Below are 20,882 nucleotides of genomic sequence, written 5' to 3' on the forward strand. Positions count from 1 at the left end.
TTCTTTAAATACAAAAAAGCCAGTATGAGATGACTCATACTGGCTTTTCTTTAAAAACAATATCTTAAATTAACACACTAGCACTGATAGCGATAAAAATTAGTCCACCAACATAGTTATTATTTAAAAACGCTTTAAAGCAAGCTTCTCTTTCACGTCCTTTTATTAACCATTGCTGATACACAAAAAATCCAGCAGCCGCTAATATCCCCCAGTAATACACACCTGAAAGTGCTAATTGAGAACCTAATACGATCAATAATGCCAATACTGATAACTGTAATAAACCGATAATGGTTTTATCATAACGTCCAAATAAAATGGCGGTTGATTTAATGCCAATCTTTACATCATCATCTCTGTCCACCATTGCATACTGTGTGTCGTAGGCAATCGTCCACAAAGCATTAATCACAAACAGTAACCATGCTTCAGGGGGAACTTGATTCGACTCTGCCGCATATGCCATTGGAATCGCCCAACTAAATGCTAGTCCAAGTACAAACTGAGGGAGATACGTCACTCGTTTCATAAAAGGATAAGCAATTGCAAGAACAATACCGATACCCGATAGCATAATCGTTAAGGTATTCATGGTTAGAACGAGAATAAAAGAACACACAACCAAAACAGCAAAAAGAGACAACGCTTCTTTTGAAGAAATAAGTCCAGAAGGTAATGGACGATTAGCCGTTCGTTTTACATGACCATCCACTTTACGGTCCGCAAAATCATTAATCACGCACCCTGCAGAGCGCATAAAAACGACACCTAATACAAATACAATAAGTACATGCCAATCAGGTAATCCATCGGCTGCTAAAAATAAAGCCCATAATGTTGGCCATAAAAGTAATAGAGAACCAATTGGACGATTCATTCGGGTCAATTGCCAAAACGCCTCTGCTTTTGACATATTCATGATTCCACTTCCTTTGAATAAATGGGTGCTTCTGGTAAAAATAACTCTGCAACTAACATAGGTTTATTATTCATCCATAATCGAGAACGACGAGCAAACAACTCTCCTCTTTCTGTCATTATTTTTCCTACTTGTAATTTATCTCTATGTGCACTTTGAGCACTAAATACTGTAATACCTAGAGGTGTGTGACCTTGACGAGTTAAATCATGTGGTTGATCCTGCAATGATGATAATGGAATTAATGTTCTACCATAAACCCATGACTGCTGATCGCCTTTTAAGATAACTTTTCGACGCAAACACACTTCTCCGCTAAGAAGAGCTTTCTCTTCTACGGTTAATTTATTTGGGTTCACATGGGTATTATCCAATACCGATACCGATAACACATGGCAATGTTGCTCTAAACGACGTGATAGTGAATCTAATCCTAGCAACCAATAACGCTGCAGATCGTTACTACACTCAAATGTATCGGCCTCTTGCCACTGCACTCTTTTTAGTACAGAAGCACACCAAGAATTGATATCTGACATATTCTCTATAACATCTTTCACATATATTGCTTATATTGAAAGATTGTAGTTAATTTTTTCTCACAACTGCCGACTATTGTATCAAGTAATAAAATAAATTGACTGATGAATGGATTAGAAAATGACAAAGAAATCATTATTTGCAGGGTTACTGCTGATTATTAGCCAAATATTCTCCCCTGCGATCCACGCAGAAGAAGAAGTCGCTCCTCAAATGGGCTACTTTACACTGGCACCAGATTTAACAACGAACTTTGTAACAACAGGAAAAAAGCTAGGTTACATCCAAATTCGAGTAGATATTCTTGTTGCAGATAACCGAGATTTACCGCAATTAGAGCGTCATAATCCACAGATCCGAAACGCATTAGTTGAAGTGTTAGGACAACAACCAGAACAAAGAATTAAATCCCTTGCGGGTCGTGAAGAAATTAGAAAAGAGTGTTTAACTGCAATTAATGAACTGTTACTTGCAGAGACAGGAAAGACGTTAGCCGTTGATTTACTGTTTACCAAATACATCTACCAATAACCGTTTTTATACCAGATATTTTCATTTATCTGCGTCGATATAAAATGAGCGAGATAATCATTACCTCGCTCATTTTTTTAACTTAATGAAGATCTTTTAAAGCGACTATCAATACCTGCAATCACACATCCCGTAATTAAACCGGCTAAATGTGCAGTATTTGCAATCGCCATAAAAGGTTGTACATAACCAAGAACTAACCAAACAAGCATAAAACCGACTATTGGTTTAGAAACTGAAACGCCCCTCTCTGGCGCTAGCCAGCCAATAAACCAAGAGTAACCGAGTAATGCATACACCACACCAGATAGGCCACCAAAATTAGCCCCTTCTACCCAGAACTGACCTAAGCCAGAAAATAAGGCAGAAAATAAAAACAGCTGAACTAATTTAGTGCGACCTAATCGTAATTCAATATCCCCACCTAACTGCCACCACCACAATAAGTTAAAAATTATGTGTGTCGCAGAAAAGTGCAACAATACATGTGAGAACCAGCGCCATACTTCAACACTCTGTCCTTGATAGGCAGGAAAGTGTAGTGCTTGGAAAATCGAGTTATTCCAACCTAATTGCTGCAAAGCAAAAATCACAATACACACAAGCATAATCGATAACGTAAAGATCCCGGCTTTGGCTTTGATCATTTTGATGAGATTAGGCGAACCATATGCAAACTTTGCAGTTCGTGTATCCGCCATATCCCATGATGCTGATTGGTATTTAACATCATTAGGGTTACGTAAAAATGCCTGTAATTCTGACTCAACCTCCAGTAGGTAAGCATCATCAGAAACAACCCATAAAGCAAACTGTCCATCCCCTTCAGGCATCATTCTGATATCTATATGTCTCGATGCCATATAATCTATAAATGCCTGCCCTGCTCTAGGGTTTGATAATGCGATTAATCTTTGCATATACTTTTATTTCTCCACAGGTAATCCTGCTTTATGCCAACCTTCAAATCCACCATCAACACTATAGACCTCTTCATAGCCTTGATTCACTAAATATTGAGCAGCACCTTGGCTACTATGCCCGTGATAGCACATAACCAATACTGGTTGTTCAAAATCAACCTCATTCATTAACTCAACGATCGTGTCGTTCGTTAAATGAAATGCATTTTCTACATGCCCTCTAATGAAGGATTGTGGATCCCTAATATCTACCAATACAGCATTAAGATCTTGCTGCTTTAATTTTTCTTGAGCGTCTACTACTGATATATGTTGAAACTGATCCATTATGAGCCTTTCTCTCTATTTTTTATTTATTGTACTCTCGATTAACCACAAGAAAAACACAGAGTACGTAAGGGTTAAACAAAGTTATCCACATAGTTATTATCCACACATTTTTTTAGGCTATTTTTAGTTGTTTAATTTTTACCCACCTGTGGAGAAAGCTGTGAATTACGTTGATAAAGTAGTTTATGAAAAAGTGATCCACTATATGTAGTGAAGATCCTTTTTAAAGTGTGGATATAAATTCTGTTGCTAAGCTATCGTGTTATCTAGGTTTTACTAAATTTAATTAAGATCTGAACAGATAACTCCCTACTTATGCACAAGATATTTTTATTATAATCTGTCCAATTAATCAAACTCTTGATCATACCAATACGGTTAGATTAGATATTCCACTCAATTACTGACGTTACTATTACAGTCAGGTATAAAAAAAGGCTGAACTCTTTCAAGTTCAGCCTTTTTTAAAATTCTTCTTATTATTAAAGAACGTCGCCAACGGCATCCTTCAATTTTTTCATCGCATTCTTCTCAAGTTGACGAATTCGCTCCGCCGATACTTGATAAGTATCTGCTAACTCTTGCAGTGTTGCTTTCTCATCAGCTAACCAACGAGATTGGACAATGTGCTGACTACGCTCATCTAGCGTCGCAATCGCGTTTGCTAAACGATTATTTGTATAATCTTCCCAGTTATCTTCTTCTAAAGAGTAAGCAACATCAGATTGCTTGTCTTCTAGGTAGTAAACTGGTGCAGTAAACGCCATATCACGATCATCATCTTCAGCAGGAGCTTCAAACGTTGAGTCTTGAGCAGCAAGTCGTGCTTCCATCTCTCTAACTTCAGACGGTGCAACACCAAGATCTTTTGCAACGGCTTCAACTTCACCGTTATTAAACCAACCTAAACGTTTTTTATTCTTTCTTAAATTAAAAAACAATTTACGTTGTGCTTTGGTCGTTGCTACCTTCACAATACGCCAGTTTCTCAATACGTATTCATGAATTTCAGCTTTAATCCAGTGCACAGCAAAAGACACCAAACGCACACCCACTTCTGGGTTAAAACGTTTTACAGCTTTCATTAAGCCTACGTTACCTTCTTGAATAAGATCAGCTAAAGGTAGACCGTAACCTGAATAACCACGGGCAACATGTACGACGAAACGAAGATGAGATAGGATCAGCTCTTTCGCTGCCTCTATTTCTTCTTTGTAGTGTAAACGCTCCGCTAGCTCACGCTCCTCTGCCACAGTTAACATTGGGTAACTATTAACAGATCGTAGATAGCTATCGATACTATCTTGTGAAACGACAGCCATTGAATACATTTCTTTCGACATTCAAATCCCCATTTATATCTTGGTATTACTTAACTTAACCTTGCAATAATGTACTTAAAGTAAACAGACTGCAAGTGAAAGGCGGAAAATTATCCACACTTTATTGACTAATTTCTGTTAAGTAAGTTCAGTTTTTAACAAAACAAAAACAAAAAAGCCGCTAATTCAATCAATTAGCGGCTTAAGATCTTATTTAAAATAAGGATCGTTTTGTTTTATACCGGTTCAATTTCTTTTAAATGACGCAATACTGAAATTCGAGCCGCTAGTAAACCTAAAAATGACGATAACATAAGCAATAGTAAACTCTCATCCCACGTTAAACCAACTAAACGGAAGATACTATCGTAAAGTACAGCCACATTATCTACCGCTCCATTTAGAGTAACCGTAATAATTGCAGTTAATAGCCAAGCAACAAAACCACCTAATAGACCAAACCACATACCCGTGTACAAATAAGGGCGTAGGATAAAAGTATTTGTTGCACCAACTAATTTCATTACCTGAATTTCATCTTTTTGCTCTAATACATTAAAACGTAATGTATTACCTACAATCAAAAAGACAGCAACAAACATTAGAATAGCCAATGTCGTTGCAACTACGATAGCTACATGTTTAATGGCATCCAATCGAGCTAACCAATCATCATCCAAACGAACTTCATTTACATAAGATTGCTGCTTCAAACGATTAACGAGCTGGTTTACTTGTTCTGTACCTTGCCACTCAGTTTTTGGTGAAACAATTAACACTGCGGGTAACGGATTGCTATCTAATAGTGTTAGTGCTTGCTCAAATCCTGAATGCTCACTCAGCTCTTTTAAACCTTCTTGTGGAGAGATGTATTGAACCGCTTCAATCTCTTTCCAGCGTTCTAGCTCACTCTTTAAAGTTTGAACTTTGGTTTCTGCAACATCTTGTTGTAAGTACAAACTGACTTGCGAAGGCGCTTGCCATTTTGAAGCGACAATCGTTAAATTTTTACCAATTAAGTACATACTTGAAGGTAGGGTTAATGACATAGCAATCACCGCTAATGTCAGCATATTACCTAAAGGACGACGTAACAGTTCTTGAAAAGAAAGCTTGGCTTGTTTTTTATGAGTAGCCCAGAAACCGTCATTTGATGCACCTTGAGTATTTTTAGGTTTACGCTTAGCCATGATCAGCAACCTCGCGTAAACACCCTTGGTGTAAATCAAAACGACGGTACTTATTACCACCAATTAATGATAAATCATGAGAAGCCATTAATACGCTTACTCCCACACGATTAAATTCAGCAAAAAGATTAAACACCTGACGAGATAACTGTGGATCTAAGTTACCTGTTGGTTCATCAGCCAATAACAACATAGGTTTATTTACAACCGCACGAGCAATACCCACACGTTGCTGTTCACCACCAGACAATTGCATAGGGTAACTTTTTGCTTTATCTAATAACCCAGTTTTATCTAATGCTGCCGAGACTCGGCGCTTAATATCATTTTCTCGTACTGATTCAACACGCATTGGTAATGCAACATTATCGAAAACAGTACGATTCATCAGTAATTTATGATCTTGAAAAACGATACCGATATTACGACGTAAAAATGGAATATCTTGATTCGAAATTTTTGTAATATCATGACCATTAAATAAGATCTTGCCATCACTTGGACGTTCTATTGCACAGATCAGTTTCAACAACGTACTTTTACCAGCCCCTGAATGACCACTCAAAAAAGCCATTTCACCTCTATTTAAATGAAAATTTACTTTTTGTAATGCTGGACGACCACCTCGATAGGCTTTCGACACTTGCTGAAATCGAATCACGCGCTATTCCTCACGACTAAATAATGCTTCAATAAAATCTTGCGCCACAAATGGACGTAAATCATCAATGCCTTCACCGACACCGATAAAACGGATTGGAATTTGGAATTGATCCGCAATAGAGAAAATAACACCACCTTTTGCTGTACCGTCCAATTTCGTTAATGTAATTCCAGTTACTGGAGCAACATCACTGAACAATTTAGCTTGGCTAATGGCATTTTGACCCGTACCCGCATCTAACGTTAACATGATCTCATGCGGTGCTGATGGGTCAATTTTCTTCATTACACGAACAATTTTACGCAATTCCTCCATTAAGTTACTCTTATTTTGGAGACGACCGGCAGTATCAGCAATAACAACATCAACTTTACGTGCTCGTGCAGCTTCAATCGCATCATAAATAACAGACGCACTATCAGCTCCAGTATGTTGAGCAATAACAGGAACATCATTGCGCTGACCCCAAACCTGAAGTTGCTCTACTGCAGCCGCTCGGAACGTATCGCCCGCAGCCAGCATGACTGATTTACCTTCATTTTGGAATTGTTTCGCTAACTTACCAATGGTTGTTGTTTTACCCACACCATTTACACCAACCATTAAAATAACGTGTGGCATATTTTTTTCGTCAATTTCTAATGGTTGTTCAACTTTCGCTAAGATTTCAGCCATTTCTTCTTTTAGTAAACCATATAATGCTTCACCATCTTTAAGATCTTGCTTACTCGCTTTTTCAGTTAGACTATCAATAATTCTAACTGTCGTGTCCATTCCAACATCGGTAATTAATAACTGTTCTTCAAGCTCTTCAAACAGTTCATCATCAATTTTTTTACCGCTAAATAAACCAAAGAATCCTGCACCAATATTCTCTTTTGTGCGCTGTAAACTACGCTTTAAGCGAGCAAAGAAACTTTCTGTTGGTTTTTCTTGAACTTCTTCCACTTTAATTACAGGCTCAGCCTCTAATTCCGCTTCAGGTTCTTTCTCAGTAACAACTTCTTCCGCTTCTGTCGCTTCTTCAGCTTGTACCGTTACTTTCTCACTTTCTTTAGGCTGTTCAAGCTCTGCATCTTCCACTACACTCTCTACGGCACTATCATCTTTAGATGGAGCCTGAGAAAGCGTTTCTGCATTTTCTTCTACTGATTGTTGTTCTACTGCTGGTTGTTCGGCTTTTTCTTCATCACCAAAACCTAACCAAGACAATAATCCGCGTTTCTTTTTGCCTGTCATTGGGAAATCCTAGAATTAAATTGGTACAATTTTCTCGTATACTATCACTTTCTGAGCGGTCAAAAAATCTATGGTTAAACGTAAACAACACTCACCTCGCACTTCTGGCACAAATGGTCGCTCAGGAAGCATTCGTATTATCAGTGGGCGCTGGCGCGGACGCAAACTCCCTGTACATGATGCAGAAGGATTACGACCAACCACGGACCGTGTAAAAGAGACTGTTTTTAACTGGTTAGCACCTGATATTCCTCGAGCTCGTTGTTTAGATCTTTTTTCTGGTAGCGGCGGTTTAGGTTTTGAAGCCGCTTCTCGAGGTGCTGAACACGTCGTAATGCTTGAATTAAATAAACAAGCTCATGCACAACTTAAACAAAATGCAGAGAGTTTAAAAGCAGATAATATCGAAATTCATCATACCGATGCATTGACGTTTTTAAATCAAGCAGCAACTCCATTTGATGTTGTCTTTATTGATCCTCCATTTAGAAAAGATTTATTAGAAGAAACCTTAACAAAATTAGAAAATAATGGATGGTTAGCGGCAAACGCTATGATATACATTGAAGCAGAAAAAGAATTAAGCTCATTGCCTGTTCCTGCCCATTGGCATCTAAGCAAAGACAAAACGGCAGGACAAGTAACCTTCAAATTATATGAAAGAGAGGAATAGATGAAAGGATTGATCATTCTTGCTAAAGCTGCCATTGCCTTTGTATGGTTTATTTTAATTTTAAATTTCTTTATGCCATTTCCAGGTAAAGCCGCCATTGCCCTTTACATCATGACTGCATTCTTATTTATGATGCATGGTTTACAGATGCTTATCTTTATTGGTGCTTTTGGCGATAAAATATCAATGAGTCGTTGGGAAAAATGGTCAATACTCATCTTTGGTGTATTTGCTTTATTGGACATCAGAAAAAAACACATGATGTAAAATAACCGCTACAAATAAAGTATTTTAAAAGGAGCACCTAGCTCCTTTTTTTATACTACGACTCCACCTCTTCAACTCATTTTTAATGGGTATCTATGCTACCATTGCCGATATTCTTCTGAACTTTAATCTTGGTACACATTTATGGATACGCTTTCTGCCGCTGTCATGCTTTTTCTTATAATGGATCCTATGGGTAACTTACCTGTATTTACAGCCATTCTTAAACACGTAGAAAAAAAGCGTAGACGTATAATTTTAATCAGAGAGCTACTTATTGCCTTGGCAATAATGATGGCATTCCTGTTTATGGGAGAGCAAATCCTGAATTTCTTAAGCCTTAAAAAAGAAGCGGTATCTATTTCTGGTGCCATTATCTTATTCTTAATTGGCTTAAAAATGATTTTCCCACCAGAGGGGGGATTAGGTGCAAGTTTAGGTGCTGGTGATGAACCTTTAATTGTACCACTTGCTATCCCTATGATTGCTGGTCCTTCTATTCTCGCTACATTATTACTTTTAGCTCACCAAGAGCCAGATCGCATGCTTGATTGGAGCCTTGCTTTATTAGGAGCTTGGTCAGCAACAACCGTTATTTTAATGTTTTCTGAAATATTCCAACGCGTGGTTGGTGAGAAAGGGTTAGCAGCAATAGAACGCTTAATGGGTATGCTATTACTTATGATATCGGTACAAATGTTCTTAGATGGCATCATGAGCTACTTCAGCCATATTTAATCTAAACCATCTCTTTCAAATGAAAAGGTCGCTATATGCGACCTTTTTATTTACGCTAATATAATTAATGATGACACATGCGCTCAGGGTTTGCTGTAAGCCCTTCTTCCGTTGCGACAACCTTCTTTTTAGATAGTAAAAAATCAAGCAACTCAGCCAACGTTAAATCTTGTTGGCTACAAGTATGAAAACAAACCTCAGAACCAAATTCACTCTCTATTTTTTCTTCCAATTGAGCGCGTGGTAGCGGCTCTTTAGAATCAATAAGAATATTTAAAACAACATGACCATGGATATCTTGTTTCATTTCACTTTCTCATCATTTATTAAAGACCGTCTTAGGATACCAGATAACAACTGTGAACTTTATGCTTTCTATTTTTATCGATAAATAGCGCATAGAAAGCAATAGTAAGCCAAAACAACTAAAAGCATAATCCACATTAAAAAAGACCATTTTATCGACAAGATGAAAAACATAAAAATAGAAGATAAAACACAACAAATACAACCACTTAAGCAGTATATATATTAATTTTTCATATATATCAAAGTAACTTATAACCAGTTCAATATGATTTTTTATTAGAAAAATGCGCTCTTTAGAATCTAATGATATAAAAGTCACTTAAAAGCCGATCATATTAAAGCAATAAAAAAGGCAAAATTGAAAGTAGAGCAAGATATCGCACCTAAACTCTAAAATCACAACTAAAATAGATGCTCAATAAACAAACCACAAAAAAACCAATTAAAAACATTAAAATCAACAACTTAAATCAAGTTAACATGATTTAAACACAAAAAACCACAATAACAACAGACAAAAACATACCTTAACCAAGGAGGTAACGGGTACTATTGTCATAGAAAAGTTATTTTTTTAAGCTTTAGAGCAATCAGTGCTTGATCAATAACCAAAAACGGTGTTATTCTATTTGTCAAGCAATGATAGATGACATTAGAGGAGCATAGTAATGATTACTTCATCGCAAAAACAAGGACTTATGATGATCGCAGTAGTTGTTGGACTAATGACTCTGCCAATGATGTACTAATCTACATTCAAATAAGTTCATATAAAAAAACGGACGCAAATGCGTCCGTTTTTTTATGCCTAAAATATAGAAATTAAAATAAATGCTTAATATTTTCCCAGTGAATCATATAGATAGCTAAAGAAATCAAAGTAGCAATCAATACAATCCCTCCCACTAATTTCCATAAAAATCGACTGGCTCTTGGGGTCAAAATATCATTCATTTCTTTACACGTAGCTTTGAAAGCGGATTTATCTTCTAACTTATATCCTTCTTCGTGCACGACTTTGTTTCGCATAGTTGCAATAAAGCGTAATTTCTTAATCACTTCATGAGGAAGACGCTCCTCACAACTACTAATAAGCTGATGAAGTCCTTTTCCTTCTGCGTGATAATGTGTCTTTAATAAAGATTCAATTTTACGACTTTGCTTCACAACAAGATCAATATCAGACATATCACTCTCCTAATCTTTAACTCTGAAATCTCTTTCTACTTTATACCATGCAAATGCGAGTTTCTCTTTCTGATCCTTCAGATTATTATCTTTAGTACACAGTAAAATAATAGGGGATAATTTTAAGATAATGTTCGAGCTAGATCTCAGTTCGTCTCTTGATTTCTACTTCTAAAGAAAAGATACATAAAATAACTAGAAAACCCGCACAAACTCGATAAATACTCCTTATCTATCTTTCTATAAAGAGTAGAATAATGATGAACTTATGTATTTACTTGCACGTTTAAGGAAAATCATGCCTGTTACTTATATTATTTTGTTACTTATCTTTATTCTTGCTGCAGCTTTTTTATTTAAACGCTTCCAAAGCAAATATATCTTGGGAGAAAACGCACCTGAGATGACAGCCGAAGTAACTATTTTAGATAAGCAAATAGTTGAAATCCCAGACACTCAACCCGGAGAAGAAGATCAGGAATTTTGGATTTATGTGCAAAAAGGACGATTTGGACCAAAACGAGAATTTGAAGTCGGCGTCCATTATTTTCATGCTCTAAATCCAGGAGATAAAGGTATAATGACTTATCAAGGGCGTAAATTTCATCACTTTGCCTTAAAGCGAGATTAAAGAAATACTAGGGAACCACTTATGACCAATACCATGCTTTCTGCCATTCCATTAACCTCTCTTGCTGGTGTGGGAGCAAAAGTCGCAGAAAAGCTCGAAAAAATAGGATTGGTCTCCATTCAAGATTTACTTTTCCACCTTCCATTACGCTACGAAGATCGAACACGTGTATACCCGATGGCACGTGTTCACTCTGGCTTATTTGCCGCAGTACAAGGCAAAGTCATGTCTTGTGATATGCAATTTGGCAAAAGAAAAATGCTACTGGTAAAGATCAGTGATGGAAACGGCACCATAACCCTACGCTTTTTTAATTTTAATGCTGGCATGAAAAACAGCTTTAGTGAAGGCAAGTTAGTTCATGCTTATGGAGAGATTAAACGTGGAGGCAGTGGTTTAGAAATTGTTCATCCCGAATATCAATTTCATGTGCCATCCAAGCCACTTGAAATTGAAGCAAGCTTAACGCCCGTCTATCCAACAACGGATGGATTACGTCAAAATACATTACGTAGTTTAACTGACCAAGCCTTAGAGTTATTAGATAAAGCAGCAGTTACTGAGCTTTTACCACAAGGTTTATACAATAACCAAATCACCCTTAATCAAGCGCTTCATATTATTCATCGTCCAGATCCATCAATAAACCTTGATGCATTTGATGAAGGTAAACATCCTGCTCAACAGCGCCTAATTATGGAAGAGTTGTTGGCTCAAAATTTATCTATGTTGTCTGTTCGCAGTAAAGGACAACAAGAAGATGCGTTACCACTAGCAACACTAACTAATTTAAAGCAAAAACTATTAGCACAACTTCCTTTTACTCCAACGAACGCTCAACAACGTGTTGTCGCTGAAATCGAACAAGATTTAGCAAAACCTCATCCAATGATGCGCTTAGTACAAGGTGATGTAGGTTCAGGTAAAACCTTAGTTGCAGCATTAGCAGCGGTACAGGCTATCGAACACGGTTATCAAGTTGCTTTAATGGCTCCGACGGAATTACTCGCAGAACAACACGCCGCTAACTTTGCACATTGGTTTGAATCGATGGGAATTACTGTTGGTTGGCTTGCAGGAAAACTAACAGGTAAAGCGAAAGAAAAAGAATTAGAGCGCATAGCCAGTGGCGAAGCGAAAATGATAGTGGGTACTCACGCACTGTTTCAGCAAAATGTGGCGTTTCATCATCTTGCTCTGGTTATTATTGATGAACAACATCGTTTTGGTGTTGATCAACGCTTAGAACTGCGTGAAAAAGGCCAAAAAAATGGAGCCTATCCACATCAATTAATCATGACTGCTACGCCCATACCAAGAACGCTAGCCATGACGGCTTATGCTGACTTAGAAACCTCTGTTATTGATGAGCTTCCTCCGGGTAGAACACCGATTCAAACGATAGCCGTTCCAGATACACGTCGTGATGAGATAGTAAACAAAGTTCGTAGTGCATGTATGAACGATGGTAGACAAGCCTACTGGGTTTGTACTCTTATTGATGATTCCGAAGTATTAGAAGCCCAAGCCGCTTCAGACACCGCAGAAGCGTTACGATTACAACTACCCGAACTAAAAATTGGTTTAGTGCACGGCAGAATGAAGCCAAAAGAAAAACAGCAAATCATGCAGGAGTTTAAAGAAGGAAATCTGCATTTGTTAGTGGCTACTACGGTTATCGAAGTGGGGGTAGATGTGCCTAACTCAAGTTTGATGATCATTGAGAACCCTGAACGTTTAGGGTTAGCACAGCTACACCAATTACGTGGGCGTGTAGGTCGAGGCTCTGTTGCAAGTCATTGTGTACTCTTATATCACTCGCCATTATCAAAGACCGCACAAAAACGCTTAAGTGTTTTACGAGAGAGTAATGATGGCTTTGTGATTGCCCAACGTGATTTAGAAATTCGAGGACCAGGTGAATTACTTGGAACCAAACAAACAGGTTTGGCTGACTTTAAAATTGCTGATTTAGTTCGAGACCAACACCTAATACCAGAAGTACAACGCATTGCTCGTCACCTACATGATAACTACCCAAAAAATGCGAAAGCCATTATTTTACGTTGGTTAGGGGAACGAGACATTTACTCGAATGCTTAAATAATTTCCTCCTCATAAATAGCAGATACAAAAAAGGTGAGTAACTACTCACCTTTTCTTTATTGCGATTAAACTAGCAATTAGTAGTAAGAGTGCTCACCACGATCATGCTCAGTTAAATCTTTAACTGCTGTTAATTCGCCTTCGAATTGAACCAATAGTTCTTTTTCGATGCCTTCTTTTAGTGTCACATCAACCATTGAACAACCATTACAACCACCACCGAACTGAACGATAGCAACACCTTCATCGTTAATTTCCATCAGGCTAACATGGCCACCGTGACCAGCTAATTGTGGGTTAACTTGAGTTTGAATTGCGTATTCAACACGTTCAAATAATGGTGCATCATCGGCTACTTTACGCATTTTCGCATTAGGTGCTTTAAGAGTAAGCTGAGAACCCATCTTGTCAGTAACATAATCAATGTCAGCATCTTCAAGGAATGGCAGGCTTAACTCATCAACGTATGCTGATAATTTTTCAAACTTCAGCTCAGTATCATTCGCTTCTACTGCTTCTGGTGGACAGTAAGATACGCCACACTCTGCGTTTTGAGTACCCGGGTTAACCACGAATACACGGATGTTTGTCCCTTCTGGCTGCTGTGCTAGAAGTTTTGCAAAATGCTCTTGGGCACTTTCAGTAATATTGATTGAAGACACAAGTAATACCTGACTAATTTAGTATGATTAAGGATTGTACTCTGAAAAGAAATAATTTTCGAGTAGCGTAGTCAAATTATAGCAATCTTAATAATCAATTTATCAAGATTTGGTCTAATTATTTACATGTAAGAATGTTATTCCACGGTAAGTTTTCGTCACCGAGAACAATAAAATTCGGATTTTCTAACGACTCTCGCTCATTATAAGAAAGCGGTTCAAGCTCTGTAGATAAGATACGACCTCCCGCCTCTTGAACAATACACTGCGTTGCTGCAGTATCCCATTCGCCAGTTGGGCCTAATCGTAAATAACAATCCACAGCACCTTCTGCAACCAAACAGGCTTTAAGCGCAGCTGATCCCAATGGAACCAAATCGTAATTCCAATCAGAGCTCATACAACGTGTTATGTTATTGATATCTTGACGTCGACTGATCGCTATCGCAATTGGCTGTTTTTCATCTTCATGCTTTAACGTGCTAATACGAACACTTTCATCCATATCAGGAATTTTCCACGCTCCTTTCCCTTCATAAGCGTAGTACGTCACACCAGAAACAGGGCCATACACAACCCCCATTACTGGGCGATTATTTTCAACTAAAGCAATAATCGTAGCAAAATCACCACTACGAGCGATGAACTCTTGCGTACCATCAAGAGGGTCAACGAGCCAATAACGCTCCCATTGAGCACGTTGTTCTAGGGATATTCCTGCATCTTCTTCAGAAAGAATTGGAATATCTGGTGTTAGCTGAGAAAGTTTTTCGATAATTAATTTATGAGCGGCAAGATCAGCGCTGGTCACTGGAGTTTCATCTGATTTAATGAACTCTTCGAAGTCTCCTTTCTCGTAAATATCGAGAATAAGTTGACCCGATGCACGTGCAATATTGATCACTTCAGGGATAAGATGAGAAAGTGTAGAATCCATCAATATTACTCCTTAGCTAAAAACTGTTGAGCAAGTAATAATGCGGTAATGCTTCTTGCCTCTGAAAAATCAAGATGATGCAATAACTCAGATGCTTGAGCTAAAGGCCACCTAACTACATCTAAAGGCTCAGGCTCATCACCTTCTAATCGCTCTGGATATAAATCTTGAGCCAGAATTAATGTCATTTTGCTTGAGAAATAAGAAGGGGCTAATACAATTTCTTTCAATGGTGTGAGTACTTTTGCACCAAAACCAATCTCTTCTTTTAGTTCTCGATTTGCCGCTTCTAACGGTATCTCTCCAGGATCAATCAATCCTTTTGGAAAACCAAGCTCGTAACTTTCGGTTCCGACAGCGTATTCACGAACCAAAAGTAAATCACCCTGCTCTGTTACAGGCACCATCATGACGGCATGACGACCGCTTGGTTTCATTCGTTCATAGGTACGTTCTACACCATTAGAAAAGCGCAAATCAACCGATTCAATACAGAATAAGTTGGATTTGGCTTCAACGCGTGTATCCAAAATCGTTGGCAACTGTTTTTTAGCCATCGTTTTTCCTTTATAGACGTCCTGAGTATGTCACTCTATATTGCCCTTTTGCATCCGGCTTGCCTACCCATTTTAGCTGACTTCTTAAACTTGAAGGGAAATTCGCTTCGGGTTTAAACCAACCACTTACTTGATAAGAGCGATTTGGATTAAGGGTAACATCAAATTGGCTCGCGACATCTTTTGATGATTGTTTGCTCACGACACTAATTTTACTGTCATTACAAGTTACATCAGCAATCACTGTTTCAGGGTCAATATTACCTAATGGCGAAACGACCTTACCACCAGACCACACCACTTCACCGATAGCTTGTTTACACCAAGGCTGACCTTGTTGGTAAGATTTAACACTGATCTCTGCTTGACCTTGTAATGAGATAGGAACCGCCATCGGCAAGTGTTTCATTGCATTTGCTATCGGGAAAGAAAGCACTAAATTCTCAGCATAAGCACCCATAGATACGCTATAACCAACCGTACCTTTTCCTCTTAAATCTAATTCACTACCGCGACCAAAACGCACCGAAAAAACAGCATGGCCTTTAAATATAGCTAATGGGTCTATTTCCCATTGAACTTGACCATAATTCATTAGTTGCCATGATAATGAATCAACCTGTCCTTTCCATGGTGTTCCTGAAAGCCCAGTTAACTCTAATCCTCTTACTTTAGGGGCTTGCTCTACAACCCACTGGATTGGAATATGCAATAACGCACTAAAAGTAAAAAAAGTAGAAAATACGGTAGCGATTAATAACTTAAACTTCATGATGCCTCTCGAGTTAATTGAAGACGGTTCACTTCAACCACGCCTTCCACATCAGTTTTATTTAAATCTAAAAATTGTACATTTATTCCTTGAGAATCGCGTAAAAATGCCAACCAATTAACCAAAGAATTAAAAGGCAATGGTTTTACCCACACTTGCATTTGTTCGCCACGGGGCTGCATACGAATCAACTCAATTTTAAATTGACGAGTACTGCTTGGTATCACCTGATTCATTGGACGAATTGCAGATTGTGAGCTAGAAGATGCCCCACCTCTTAATGTAATGATCGTATCGGCTTTTTTCTGAACCCACGCTAATAAATTACGTTCATTATTAATTCTATTTTGAGCAAGTTCTGCACGGTCATTTAATGGTTTGATCCCCCCCCAGTAAATAACCGCGATCAACAGTGCTACACCACCGCCAGCAACCAATATACGCTCACGTGGAGAGATACTTTGCCACCATGCCATAAATGCTTTCATTATTGTCTCCTAATGATAATGGCACCAAAGACTTGGCCGTCATTCTTATTCAATTGACCTTGCTCTACTTCAAATTTAGTTCCTAGCTCTGAAGTCAACTTCTCAAAATATGGGAAATCAGAAGCACTGGCTTGAAGTCGAATTTCATTACGCTTGCCATCAAATTTTAGGCTTTGTAATTTAACTTGAGGAACCTTTGATAAATAAGGTGATATTTCTGCCATCCAAGCTAACAAATCATGTCCGCCAGCACCACCTTGTAAACGAGCTTCTTCATTTTTCATCTGAGATTTTAGATAGCTCGCCGTTGGTATTTTTCGCTTATTAGGAAAAATATCTCGAAAGATACGTTCGCTTTCCGCATGCAAAGCCAAACTATGTTGTTCTAATTTTTGTACTTCAGAAACGTGTTGAGCAACAAAAGCAACCATAACGAGACCAAGAGACAAAATTACTTTTTGCCATACTCGCCAATGCTTTCTCCATGAAGATTGTGGACGATATGGACCATTTAGCACGTTTACTTTTGAAGACAACAATCCTTCAGCTAATAATTGCATCACTAACTCAGGGGATTCAAGGCTGACCTTAGTCCCTGCGACTTCCATCTCACATTCAGAATAGCTATGAAGAATAAAAGGCATTGGTGATAATTCAGCGTCTTCATCGGTTTCTGAATCTTCATATTTGGTTTCAGCACGATCAACGATACCCGTCAATAACATGGATACCCATTCAGATTCAGCGACTGCACCTTGGTATTCATGATGACGAATAAGCCATTGCTGATCCAACTGAACCATACTCGCACCATCATCATGAAATGGTAAAGCCAATACATCGGGCATAAACCGTTTGGTTTGGATCCCTGCATCGCTCAATTGCTCTAACCACATGGCCATTTTGCTGTGTTCAACAATCGCTACTTGAGCGAGCTTGCTGTCTTTTTTCAAAATAACCATATGAAGATCATCAACATCTTGTGCTAAATCATCTTCAATAATAAACGGTAACATCGATGAAAACTGACGAGTTGCCCCTTCAGGTATCGCAACTTCACGCAATAACACGTCACTGCTTGGTAAAAGCACAGACACCATGCGTTGCTCACTGTATGACGACAACGAAGGTAATTCTTCAGACGAACCTAACTCACCTGAAGCAATCACTTCTTTATTTTCTGGAGACCAGACTATCCATTGAATGGGATCTGATGGTTGACTATTCAACCGTATTATCAGATGTTCGCTCACTCATTCCTCCATATTGGCGACGGATAACGTTCACCACTTTCTTATCACTGCTATGCAATAAAGAACGCACACGTACGCGCGAATCTTCTACTAATACTTGAGCATCTAACTCAAAAAACTGACTATCTACGGATAAATAATCTTTTGCTTGTTTACGAACTTTTTCTTCAACTCGGCTAATTGGTCCTTCAGCAAGAAAATCATCAACCGAGTCCCATCCATCAAATGGACGATCTTCTAATACACTTCTTGCGTCATCTTCACTTAAATTTGGGGAAAATAGCGCAACCAATATCTTGGCATTTTCTGGAGCTAAGGTATTTACATTTAAGTACCAATTACCACTTGGTATCGCACAAATTAGTGGAGATACTTTTTCAACAACTTCCGCTGTAACGCCATTAACGGCACGTAACTCACTGACATCTCCCATCCAACCGTTTGGAGCTAAATATGCAGGTTTAAACGATTGATAAGTACTGTCTTCAACGCCTGCCATTGAGCGCACAACGTCATCAGGATCTAGATATTCCCATGTGGAGTCAGCAATCACTTCAGCAAGATAATTATCTACCTCAACTGACTCTAATAAGTTCATCCATACACTCACCAAAAAAGGGCGTTTGGATGAATCATTACTGGCTTCAACACTGCTTAATGCGTTTAAGTTAAAGCAAGCTTGTTTGTCTTTTACACCACCATAAGCTTCACCATAATCAAGTGGATAAGTGGTTTCCTCGGTTGCCCACGCTTGGCTTAAATTAATTTTATTTCCATCTTTGTAGGCTTCTTCTATTCCGGTTTTTGCTAAGGCTTCAACACCAATAGAGTACCAATACGCTTGCTGATGATTTAACTGATTCTGAGCTCGATGAAATTGAAGAAATAATCGTTCTGACATTTGGGCTGCAATGGTGGTCATAATGGCTAAAAGCAGCAGTACCACGATCAATGCAACGCCTTTATTATTTTTAAAATGGGAAATCACGCCTACCTTTCTCATTAGCCACGATCCTCTTTTGAATCATCACTATTTTGATTCACGTTATTATCCAGCTTAAATCCCGGAGTAAGGTAAACACGCTCAACGTCACCATAATCTTTAAACGTGAGTATCATTTTAATGGCATTGGGTAATTGATTTTTCATTTCCCATTTTTTTAGCCACTTTTTACCGTCATAAAATTCAAATTTTAGCTCTTCGATACCGTCAATAAGCGGAGTAATTACCGCTTCCTGGCCAACAGGCGTATCTGGGTATCGCCACCATAATCGCTCTAATTTATTCTCAATAACTCGATAGCCAACTTTAGTAATTTCACCACGAGGAAAAGCTTGCTGTGGATTTTTCCAACCAAGGCGTACAAACAAAATGGCTTGGAATTCAGAATCAAGGAAATACTCTCCCGATTTCAATAAAGCTTCCGACGCTTTTTCACCACCAGTTCGAAATGGACGAGCGACAATTTGTCGAAAATCGTTATCAAGAAAAACCAAACTGCGTTGGAGCTGTTTAATGCGCTCACTTTTTTCTAATGATTGTTCATTACTGCGTTGCACTTGATTCACCACTTGATACGCGGCAAAACTCAAGGTCGCAAACACAGCAATAGCGACCATCACTTCAATCAGTGTGAAGCCTTTTGAAAAAGGATGAGAAGAATTACGGCGCAACATAAGTTCGTACCGTTATTAAAGGGGATTCTTGATCTTTTGTGGTCGACACAGAGACATCCACAGACTTTAAAATATCAGACGTTGTTTTTACTGGAGCAATTGTCCAATACCATGTTTGCCCTGCCAGCTCAGTCTCTCCCTTCTTCTTCGTTGTCGGTGGTTTATCTAACATCATTAATGCCATTTGGTTATCCACCACAATGCTTGCAAAGGTTTTTTCTTCTAAATAACTTAATGTATTTATGTGCTGAGTCACCGAGCGCAGCACACTTAGGGCTGCGGTAGCAAAAATAGCAAGCGCAACTAAGACTTCAAGTAATGTCATGCCTTTATAAGAGGTTCGCTGATATTTCTTATTCCTCATCACGTTCCTCTCCCGGAGCAAATAACTTAATCACCCCTGACTCTTCAACGCGAATAAGCCATGACTTATCATCAAGGTTTCCACGAGCACCTTGCGGAGATAAGCGAAACGAAAAAGGAGTCACTTCACCACTTGAAAGCACCATGACTTGAGGAGGTGTTGGCTTTTTATCTTTTTCGACATCCGCAAACATCTCTTCATCAAATAAAGAGCCCGGCTCAAATAGTCGCTCATCATCTGCCCAAGCTGAACCACCAAGCGTCATATCAAACTCTAGCGACTCTTCCATTTTCACTTCTGTAAAAAAGCGGCTTTTCTCAATTGGCTGCCAGCCATCTACCATTAATTGCATAAAGCGATATTCTTGTCGCTCTTGATTAAAGTAAATGCCGTAATCCATCCCATTGAGCAAAGCATCCTCATTAAGGAGTTGAACAAGTTGATAAAAACGTGAGGCTTCTTCTTCCAGTTGGTCTTCCTGATTATCAGGAAGGCTCATGATAACGGCCATCGAACTAAGCGATAGCAGCACCAATACCAACATTATTTCGATCAGGGTAAACCCAACCTCACGTTTTATTTTCATCATTGTTCTTATT

26 protein-coding genes are annotated in these 20,882 nt (G+C 38.5%); 6 read left to right on the forward strand and 20 right to left on the reverse strand.

Annotation, left to right across the window (positions count from 1 at the left end):
- Positions 1-64: 64 nt before the first annotated feature.
- On the reverse strand, positions 65-922 hold the full coding sequence (ubiA, locus tag GNP81_RS16515) for a 4-hydroxybenzoate octaprenyltransferase (protein ID WP_155671302.1): 858 nt from the start codon (positions 920-922) through the stop codon (positions 65-67).
- Positions 919-1,461, reverse strand: coding sequence for a chorismate lyase (locus GNP81_RS16520; protein WP_155675004.1), 543 nt, complete (start codon positions 1,459-1,461; stop codon positions 919-921). Before GNP81_RS16520 ends, ubiA begins: the two co-directional genes overlap by 4 nt.
- A gap of 121 nt (positions 1,462-1,582) precedes the next feature.
- Here GNP81_RS16520 and GNP81_RS16525 point away from each other — a divergent pair, with 121 nt between their 5' ends.
- Positions 1,583-1,993, forward strand: a complete 411-nt coding sequence (locus GNP81_RS16525; RefSeq protein ID WP_005421359.1) for a flagellar basal body-associated protein FliL — start codon at positions 1,583-1,585, stop codon at positions 1,991-1,993.
- 77 nt (positions 1,994-2,070) lie between these two features.
- Here the strand turns inward: GNP81_RS16525 and glpG are convergent, their stop codons facing one another.
- From glpG to ftsY, 6 genes are all read right to left on the reverse strand, one after another.
- Positions 2,071-2,913 (reverse strand): rhomboid family intramembrane serine protease GlpG, encoded by an 843-nt coding sequence (gene glpG, locus GNP81_RS16530; protein ID WP_155675005.1) that lies wholly within the window; start codon positions 2,911-2,913, stop codon positions 2,071-2,073.
- A gap of 6 nt (positions 2,914-2,919) precedes the next feature.
- Entirely contained in the window at positions 2,920-3,243 is a 324-nt protein-coding gene (gene glpE / locus GNP81_RS16535) for a thiosulfate sulfurtransferase GlpE (protein ID WP_012534374.1), read from the reverse strand.
- Between the two features lie 485 nt (positions 3,244-3,728).
- Complete coding sequence (rpoH, locus tag GNP81_RS16540; protein WP_005421372.1) at positions 3,729-4,589, reverse strand: RNA polymerase sigma factor RpoH; 861 nt, start codon at positions 4,587-4,589, stop codon at positions 3,729-3,731.
- Positions 4,590-4,804: 215 nt separating this feature from the next.
- On the reverse strand, positions 4,805-5,758 hold the full coding sequence (ftsX, locus tag GNP81_RS16545; protein ID WP_155671306.1) for a permease-like cell division protein FtsX: 954 nt from the start codon (positions 5,756-5,758) through the stop codon (positions 4,805-4,807).
- Positions 5,751-6,419, reverse strand: a complete 669-nt coding sequence (ftsE, locus tag GNP81_RS16550; protein WP_005421376.1) for a cell division ATP-binding protein FtsE — start codon at positions 6,417-6,419, stop codon at positions 5,751-5,753. The genes ftsX and ftsE overlap by 8 nt, the downstream gene beginning before the upstream one ends.
- Before the next feature lie 3 nt (positions 6,420-6,422).
- Entirely contained in the window at positions 6,423-7,661 is a 1,239-nt protein-coding gene (gene ftsY / locus GNP81_RS16555) for a signal recognition particle-docking protein FtsY (RefSeq protein WP_155675006.1), read from the reverse strand.
- Positions 7,662-7,731: 70 nt separating this feature from the next.
- Here ftsY and rsmD point away from each other — a divergent pair, with 70 nt between their 5' ends.
- The 3 genes from rsmD to GNP81_RS16570 all read left to right on the forward strand — a co-directional run bounded on the left by rsmD (position 7,732) and on the right by GNP81_RS16570 (position 9,339).
- Positions 7,732-8,334 (forward strand): 16S rRNA (guanine(966)-N(2))-methyltransferase RsmD, encoded by a 603-nt coding sequence (rsmD, locus tag GNP81_RS16560; RefSeq protein WP_012534366.1) that lies wholly within the window; start codon positions 7,732-7,734, stop codon positions 8,332-8,334.
- Positions 8,335-8,601 carry a DUF1145 domain-containing protein gene (locus GNP81_RS16565; protein WP_005421383.1) on the forward strand — a complete coding sequence of 89 codons (267 nt, stop codon included), beginning with the start codon at positions 8,335-8,337 and terminating at the stop codon, positions 8,599-8,601.
- Positions 8,602-8,745: 144 nt separating this feature from the next.
- Positions 8,746-9,339 carry a YhgN family NAAT transporter gene (locus GNP81_RS16570; RefSeq protein ID WP_005421385.1) on the forward strand — a complete coding sequence of 198 codons (594 nt, stop codon included), beginning with the start codon at positions 8,746-8,748 and terminating at the stop codon, positions 9,337-9,339.
- A gap of 64 nt (positions 9,340-9,403) precedes the next feature.
- Here the strand turns inward: GNP81_RS16570 and GNP81_RS16575 are convergent, their stop codons facing one another.
- Together GNP81_RS16575 and GNP81_RS16585 are read right to left on the reverse strand one after the other, a co-directional pair.
- Positions 9,404-9,646, reverse strand: a complete 243-nt coding sequence (locus GNP81_RS16575; RefSeq protein ID WP_155675007.1) for a YecH family metal-binding protein — start codon at positions 9,644-9,646, stop codon at positions 9,404-9,406.
- 824 nt (positions 9,647-10,470) lie between these two features.
- Entirely contained in the window at positions 10,471-10,836 is a 366-nt protein-coding gene (locus GNP81_RS16585; protein ID WP_011262820.1) for a hypothetical protein, read from the reverse strand.
- 298 nt (positions 10,837-11,134) lie between these two features.
- Here GNP81_RS16585 and GNP81_RS16590 point away from each other — a divergent pair, with 298 nt between their 5' ends.
- Complete coding sequence (locus GNP81_RS16590; RefSeq protein WP_155671404.1) at positions 11,135-11,467, forward strand: DUF2500 domain-containing protein; 333 nt, start codon at positions 11,135-11,137, stop codon at positions 11,465-11,467.
- A gap of 21 nt (positions 11,468-11,488) precedes the next feature.
- Positions 11,489-13,570 (forward strand): ATP-dependent DNA helicase RecG, encoded by a 2,082-nt coding sequence (gene recG / locus GNP81_RS16595; RefSeq protein ID WP_155671310.1) that lies wholly within the window; start codon positions 11,489-11,491, stop codon positions 13,568-13,570.
- An 80-nt stretch (positions 13,571-13,650) separates the two neighbouring features.
- On the opposite strand, the gene nfuA is transcribed toward recG, so the two are convergent.
- The 10 genes from nfuA to gspH form a co-directional block, all read right to left on the reverse strand.
- Positions 13,651-14,235: a Fe-S biogenesis protein NfuA gene (gene nfuA, locus GNP81_RS16600; RefSeq protein ID WP_005421395.1), complete on the reverse strand. Its 585-nt coding sequence runs from the start codon at positions 14,233-14,235 to the stop codon at positions 13,651-13,653.
- 118 nt (positions 14,236-14,353) lie between these two features.
- Positions 14,354-15,172: a 3'(2'),5'-bisphosphate nucleotidase CysQ gene (gene cysQ / locus GNP81_RS16605; RefSeq protein ID WP_005421397.1), complete on the reverse strand. Its 819-nt coding sequence runs from the start codon at positions 15,170-15,172 to the stop codon at positions 14,354-14,356.
- Positions 15,173-15,177: 5 nt separating this feature from the next.
- Positions 15,178-15,729, reverse strand: a complete 552-nt coding sequence (gene nudE, locus GNP81_RS16610; RefSeq protein WP_155671314.1) for an ADP compounds hydrolase NudE — start codon at positions 15,727-15,729, stop codon at positions 15,178-15,180.
- A 10-nt stretch (positions 15,730-15,739) separates the two neighbouring features.
- Positions 15,740-16,501, reverse strand: a complete 762-nt coding sequence (locus GNP81_RS16615; protein WP_155675008.1) for a type II secretion system protein N — start codon at positions 16,499-16,501, stop codon at positions 15,740-15,742.
- Positions 16,498-16,989: a type II secretion system protein M gene (locus GNP81_RS16620; RefSeq protein ID WP_011262824.1), complete on the reverse strand. Its 492-nt coding sequence runs from the start codon at positions 16,987-16,989 to the stop codon at positions 16,498-16,500. Before GNP81_RS16620 ends, GNP81_RS16615 begins: the two co-directional genes overlap by 4 nt.
- The gene (gspL, locus tag GNP81_RS16625) at positions 16,989-18,242 is read right to left on the reverse strand and encodes a type II secretion system protein GspL (RefSeq protein WP_336495499.1); all 1,254 of its coding nucleotides are present in this window, start codon (positions 18,240-18,242) and stop codon (positions 16,989-16,991) included. Before gspL ends, GNP81_RS16620 begins: the two co-directional genes overlap by 1 nt.
- Positions 18,211-19,245 carry a type II secretion system minor pseudopilin GspK gene (gspK, locus tag GNP81_RS16630; protein ID WP_155675009.1) on the reverse strand — a complete coding sequence of 345 codons (1,035 nt, stop codon included), beginning with the start codon at positions 19,243-19,245 and terminating at the stop codon, positions 18,211-18,213. The genes gspL and gspK overlap by 32 nt, the downstream gene beginning before the upstream one ends.
- Positions 19,245-19,919, reverse strand: a complete 675-nt coding sequence (gene gspJ, locus GNP81_RS16635) for a type II secretion system minor pseudopilin GspJ (protein WP_155662863.1) — start codon at positions 19,917-19,919, stop codon at positions 19,245-19,247. Before gspJ ends, gspK begins: the two co-directional genes overlap by 1 nt.
- On the reverse strand, positions 19,906-20,283 hold the full coding sequence (gene gspI / locus GNP81_RS16640; protein ID WP_054775824.1) for a type II secretion system minor pseudopilin GspI: 378 nt from the start codon (positions 20,281-20,283) through the stop codon (positions 19,906-19,908). Before gspI ends, gspJ begins: the two co-directional genes overlap by 14 nt.
- Positions 20,273-20,869, reverse strand: a complete 597-nt coding sequence (gspH, locus tag GNP81_RS16645; protein ID WP_065622697.1) for a type II secretion system minor pseudopilin GspH — start codon at positions 20,867-20,869, stop codon at positions 20,273-20,275. The genes gspI and gspH overlap by 11 nt, the downstream gene beginning before the upstream one ends.
- Positions 20,870-20,882 lie beyond the last annotated feature (13 nt).

Origin of the sequence: Aliivibrio fischeri, from assembly GCF_009727955.1 — a bacterium.
Lineage (GTDB): Bacteria > Pseudomonadota > Gammaproteobacteria > Enterobacterales > Vibrionaceae > Aliivibrio > Aliivibrio fischeri_A.

Bases quoted from the DNA above. Each gene is read 5' to 3' on its own strand.
- GNP81_RS16585 (WP_011262820.1), bottom strand. From the start codon at position 10,836: ATGTCTGATATTGATCTTGTTGTGAAGCAAAGTCGTAAAATTGAATCT.
- GNP81_RS16565 (WP_005421383.1), top strand. From the start codon at position 8,335: ATGAAAGGATTGATCATTCTTGCTAAAGCTGCCATTGCCTTTGTATGG.
- rsmD (WP_012534366.1), top strand. From the start codon at position 7,732: ATGGTTAAACGTAAACAACACTCACCTCGCACTTCTGGCACAAATGGT.
- GNP81_RS16525 (WP_005421359.1), top strand. From the start codon at position 1,583: ATGACAAAGAAATCATTATTTGCAGGGTTACTGCTGATTATTAGCCAA.
- cysQ (WP_005421397.1), bottom strand. From the start codon at position 15,172: ATGGATTCTACACTTTCTCATCTTATCCCTGAAGTGATCAATATTGCA.
- gspI (WP_054775824.1), bottom strand. From the start codon at position 20,283: ATGAGGAATAAGAAATATCAGCGAACCTCTTATAAAGGCATGACATTA.
- nudE (WP_155671314.1), bottom strand. From the start codon at position 15,729: ATGGCTAAAAAACAGTTGCCAACGATTTTGGATACACGCGTTGAAGCC.
- gspH (WP_065622697.1), bottom strand. From the start codon at position 20,869: ATGAAAATAAAACGTGAGGTTGGGTTTACCCTGATCGAAATAATGTTG.
- GNP81_RS16615 (WP_155675008.1), bottom strand. From the start codon at position 16,501: ATGAAGTTTAAGTTATTAATCGCTACCGTATTTTCTACTTTTTTTACT.
- GNP81_RS16620 (WP_011262824.1), bottom strand. From the start codon at position 16,989: ATGAAAGCATTTATGGCATGGTGGCAAAGTATCTCTCCACGTGAGCGT.
- GNP81_RS16575 (WP_155675007.1), bottom strand. From the start codon at position 9,646: ATGAAACAAGATATCCATGGTCATGTTGTTTTAAATATTCTTATTGAT.
- gspJ (WP_155662863.1), bottom strand. From the start codon at position 19,919: ATGTTGCGCCGTAATTCTTCTCATCCTTTTTCAAAAGGCTTCACACTG.
- GNP81_RS16590 (WP_155671404.1), top strand. From the start codon at position 11,135: ATGCCTGTTACTTATATTATTTTGTTACTTATCTTTATTCTTGCTGCA.
- GNP81_RS16570 (WP_005421385.1), top strand. From the start codon at position 8,746: ATGGATACGCTTTCTGCCGCTGTCATGCTTTTTCTTATAATGGATCCT.
- glpG (WP_155675005.1), bottom strand. From the start codon at position 2,913: ATGCAAAGATTAATCGCATTATCAAACCCTAGAGCAGGGCAGGCATTT.
- rpoH (WP_005421372.1), bottom strand. From the start codon at position 4,589: ATGTCGAAAGAAATGTATTCAATGGCTGTCGTTTCACAAGATAGTATC.
- recG (WP_155671310.1), top strand. From the start codon at position 11,489: ATGACCAATACCATGCTTTCTGCCATTCCATTAACCTCTCTTGCTGGT.
- ubiA (WP_155671302.1), bottom strand. From the start codon at position 922: ATGAATATGTCAAAAGCAGAGGCGTTTTGGCAATTGACCCGAATGAAT.
- ftsX (WP_155671306.1), bottom strand. From the start codon at position 5,758: ATGGCTAAGCGTAAACCTAAAAATACTCAAGGTGCATCAAATGACGGT.
- GNP81_RS16520 (WP_155675004.1), bottom strand. From the start codon at position 1,461: ATGTCAGATATCAATTCTTGGTGTGCTTCTGTACTAAAAAGAGTGCAG.
- gspK (WP_155675009.1), bottom strand. From the start codon at position 19,245: ATGAGAAAGGTAGGCGTGATTTCCCATTTTAAAAATAATAAAGGCGTT.
- ftsY (WP_155675006.1), bottom strand. From the start codon at position 7,661: ATGACAGGCAAAAAGAAACGCGGATTATTGTCTTGGTTAGGTTTTGGT.
- glpE (WP_012534374.1), bottom strand. From the start codon at position 3,243: ATGGATCAGTTTCAACATATATCAGTAGTAGACGCTCAAGAAAAATTA.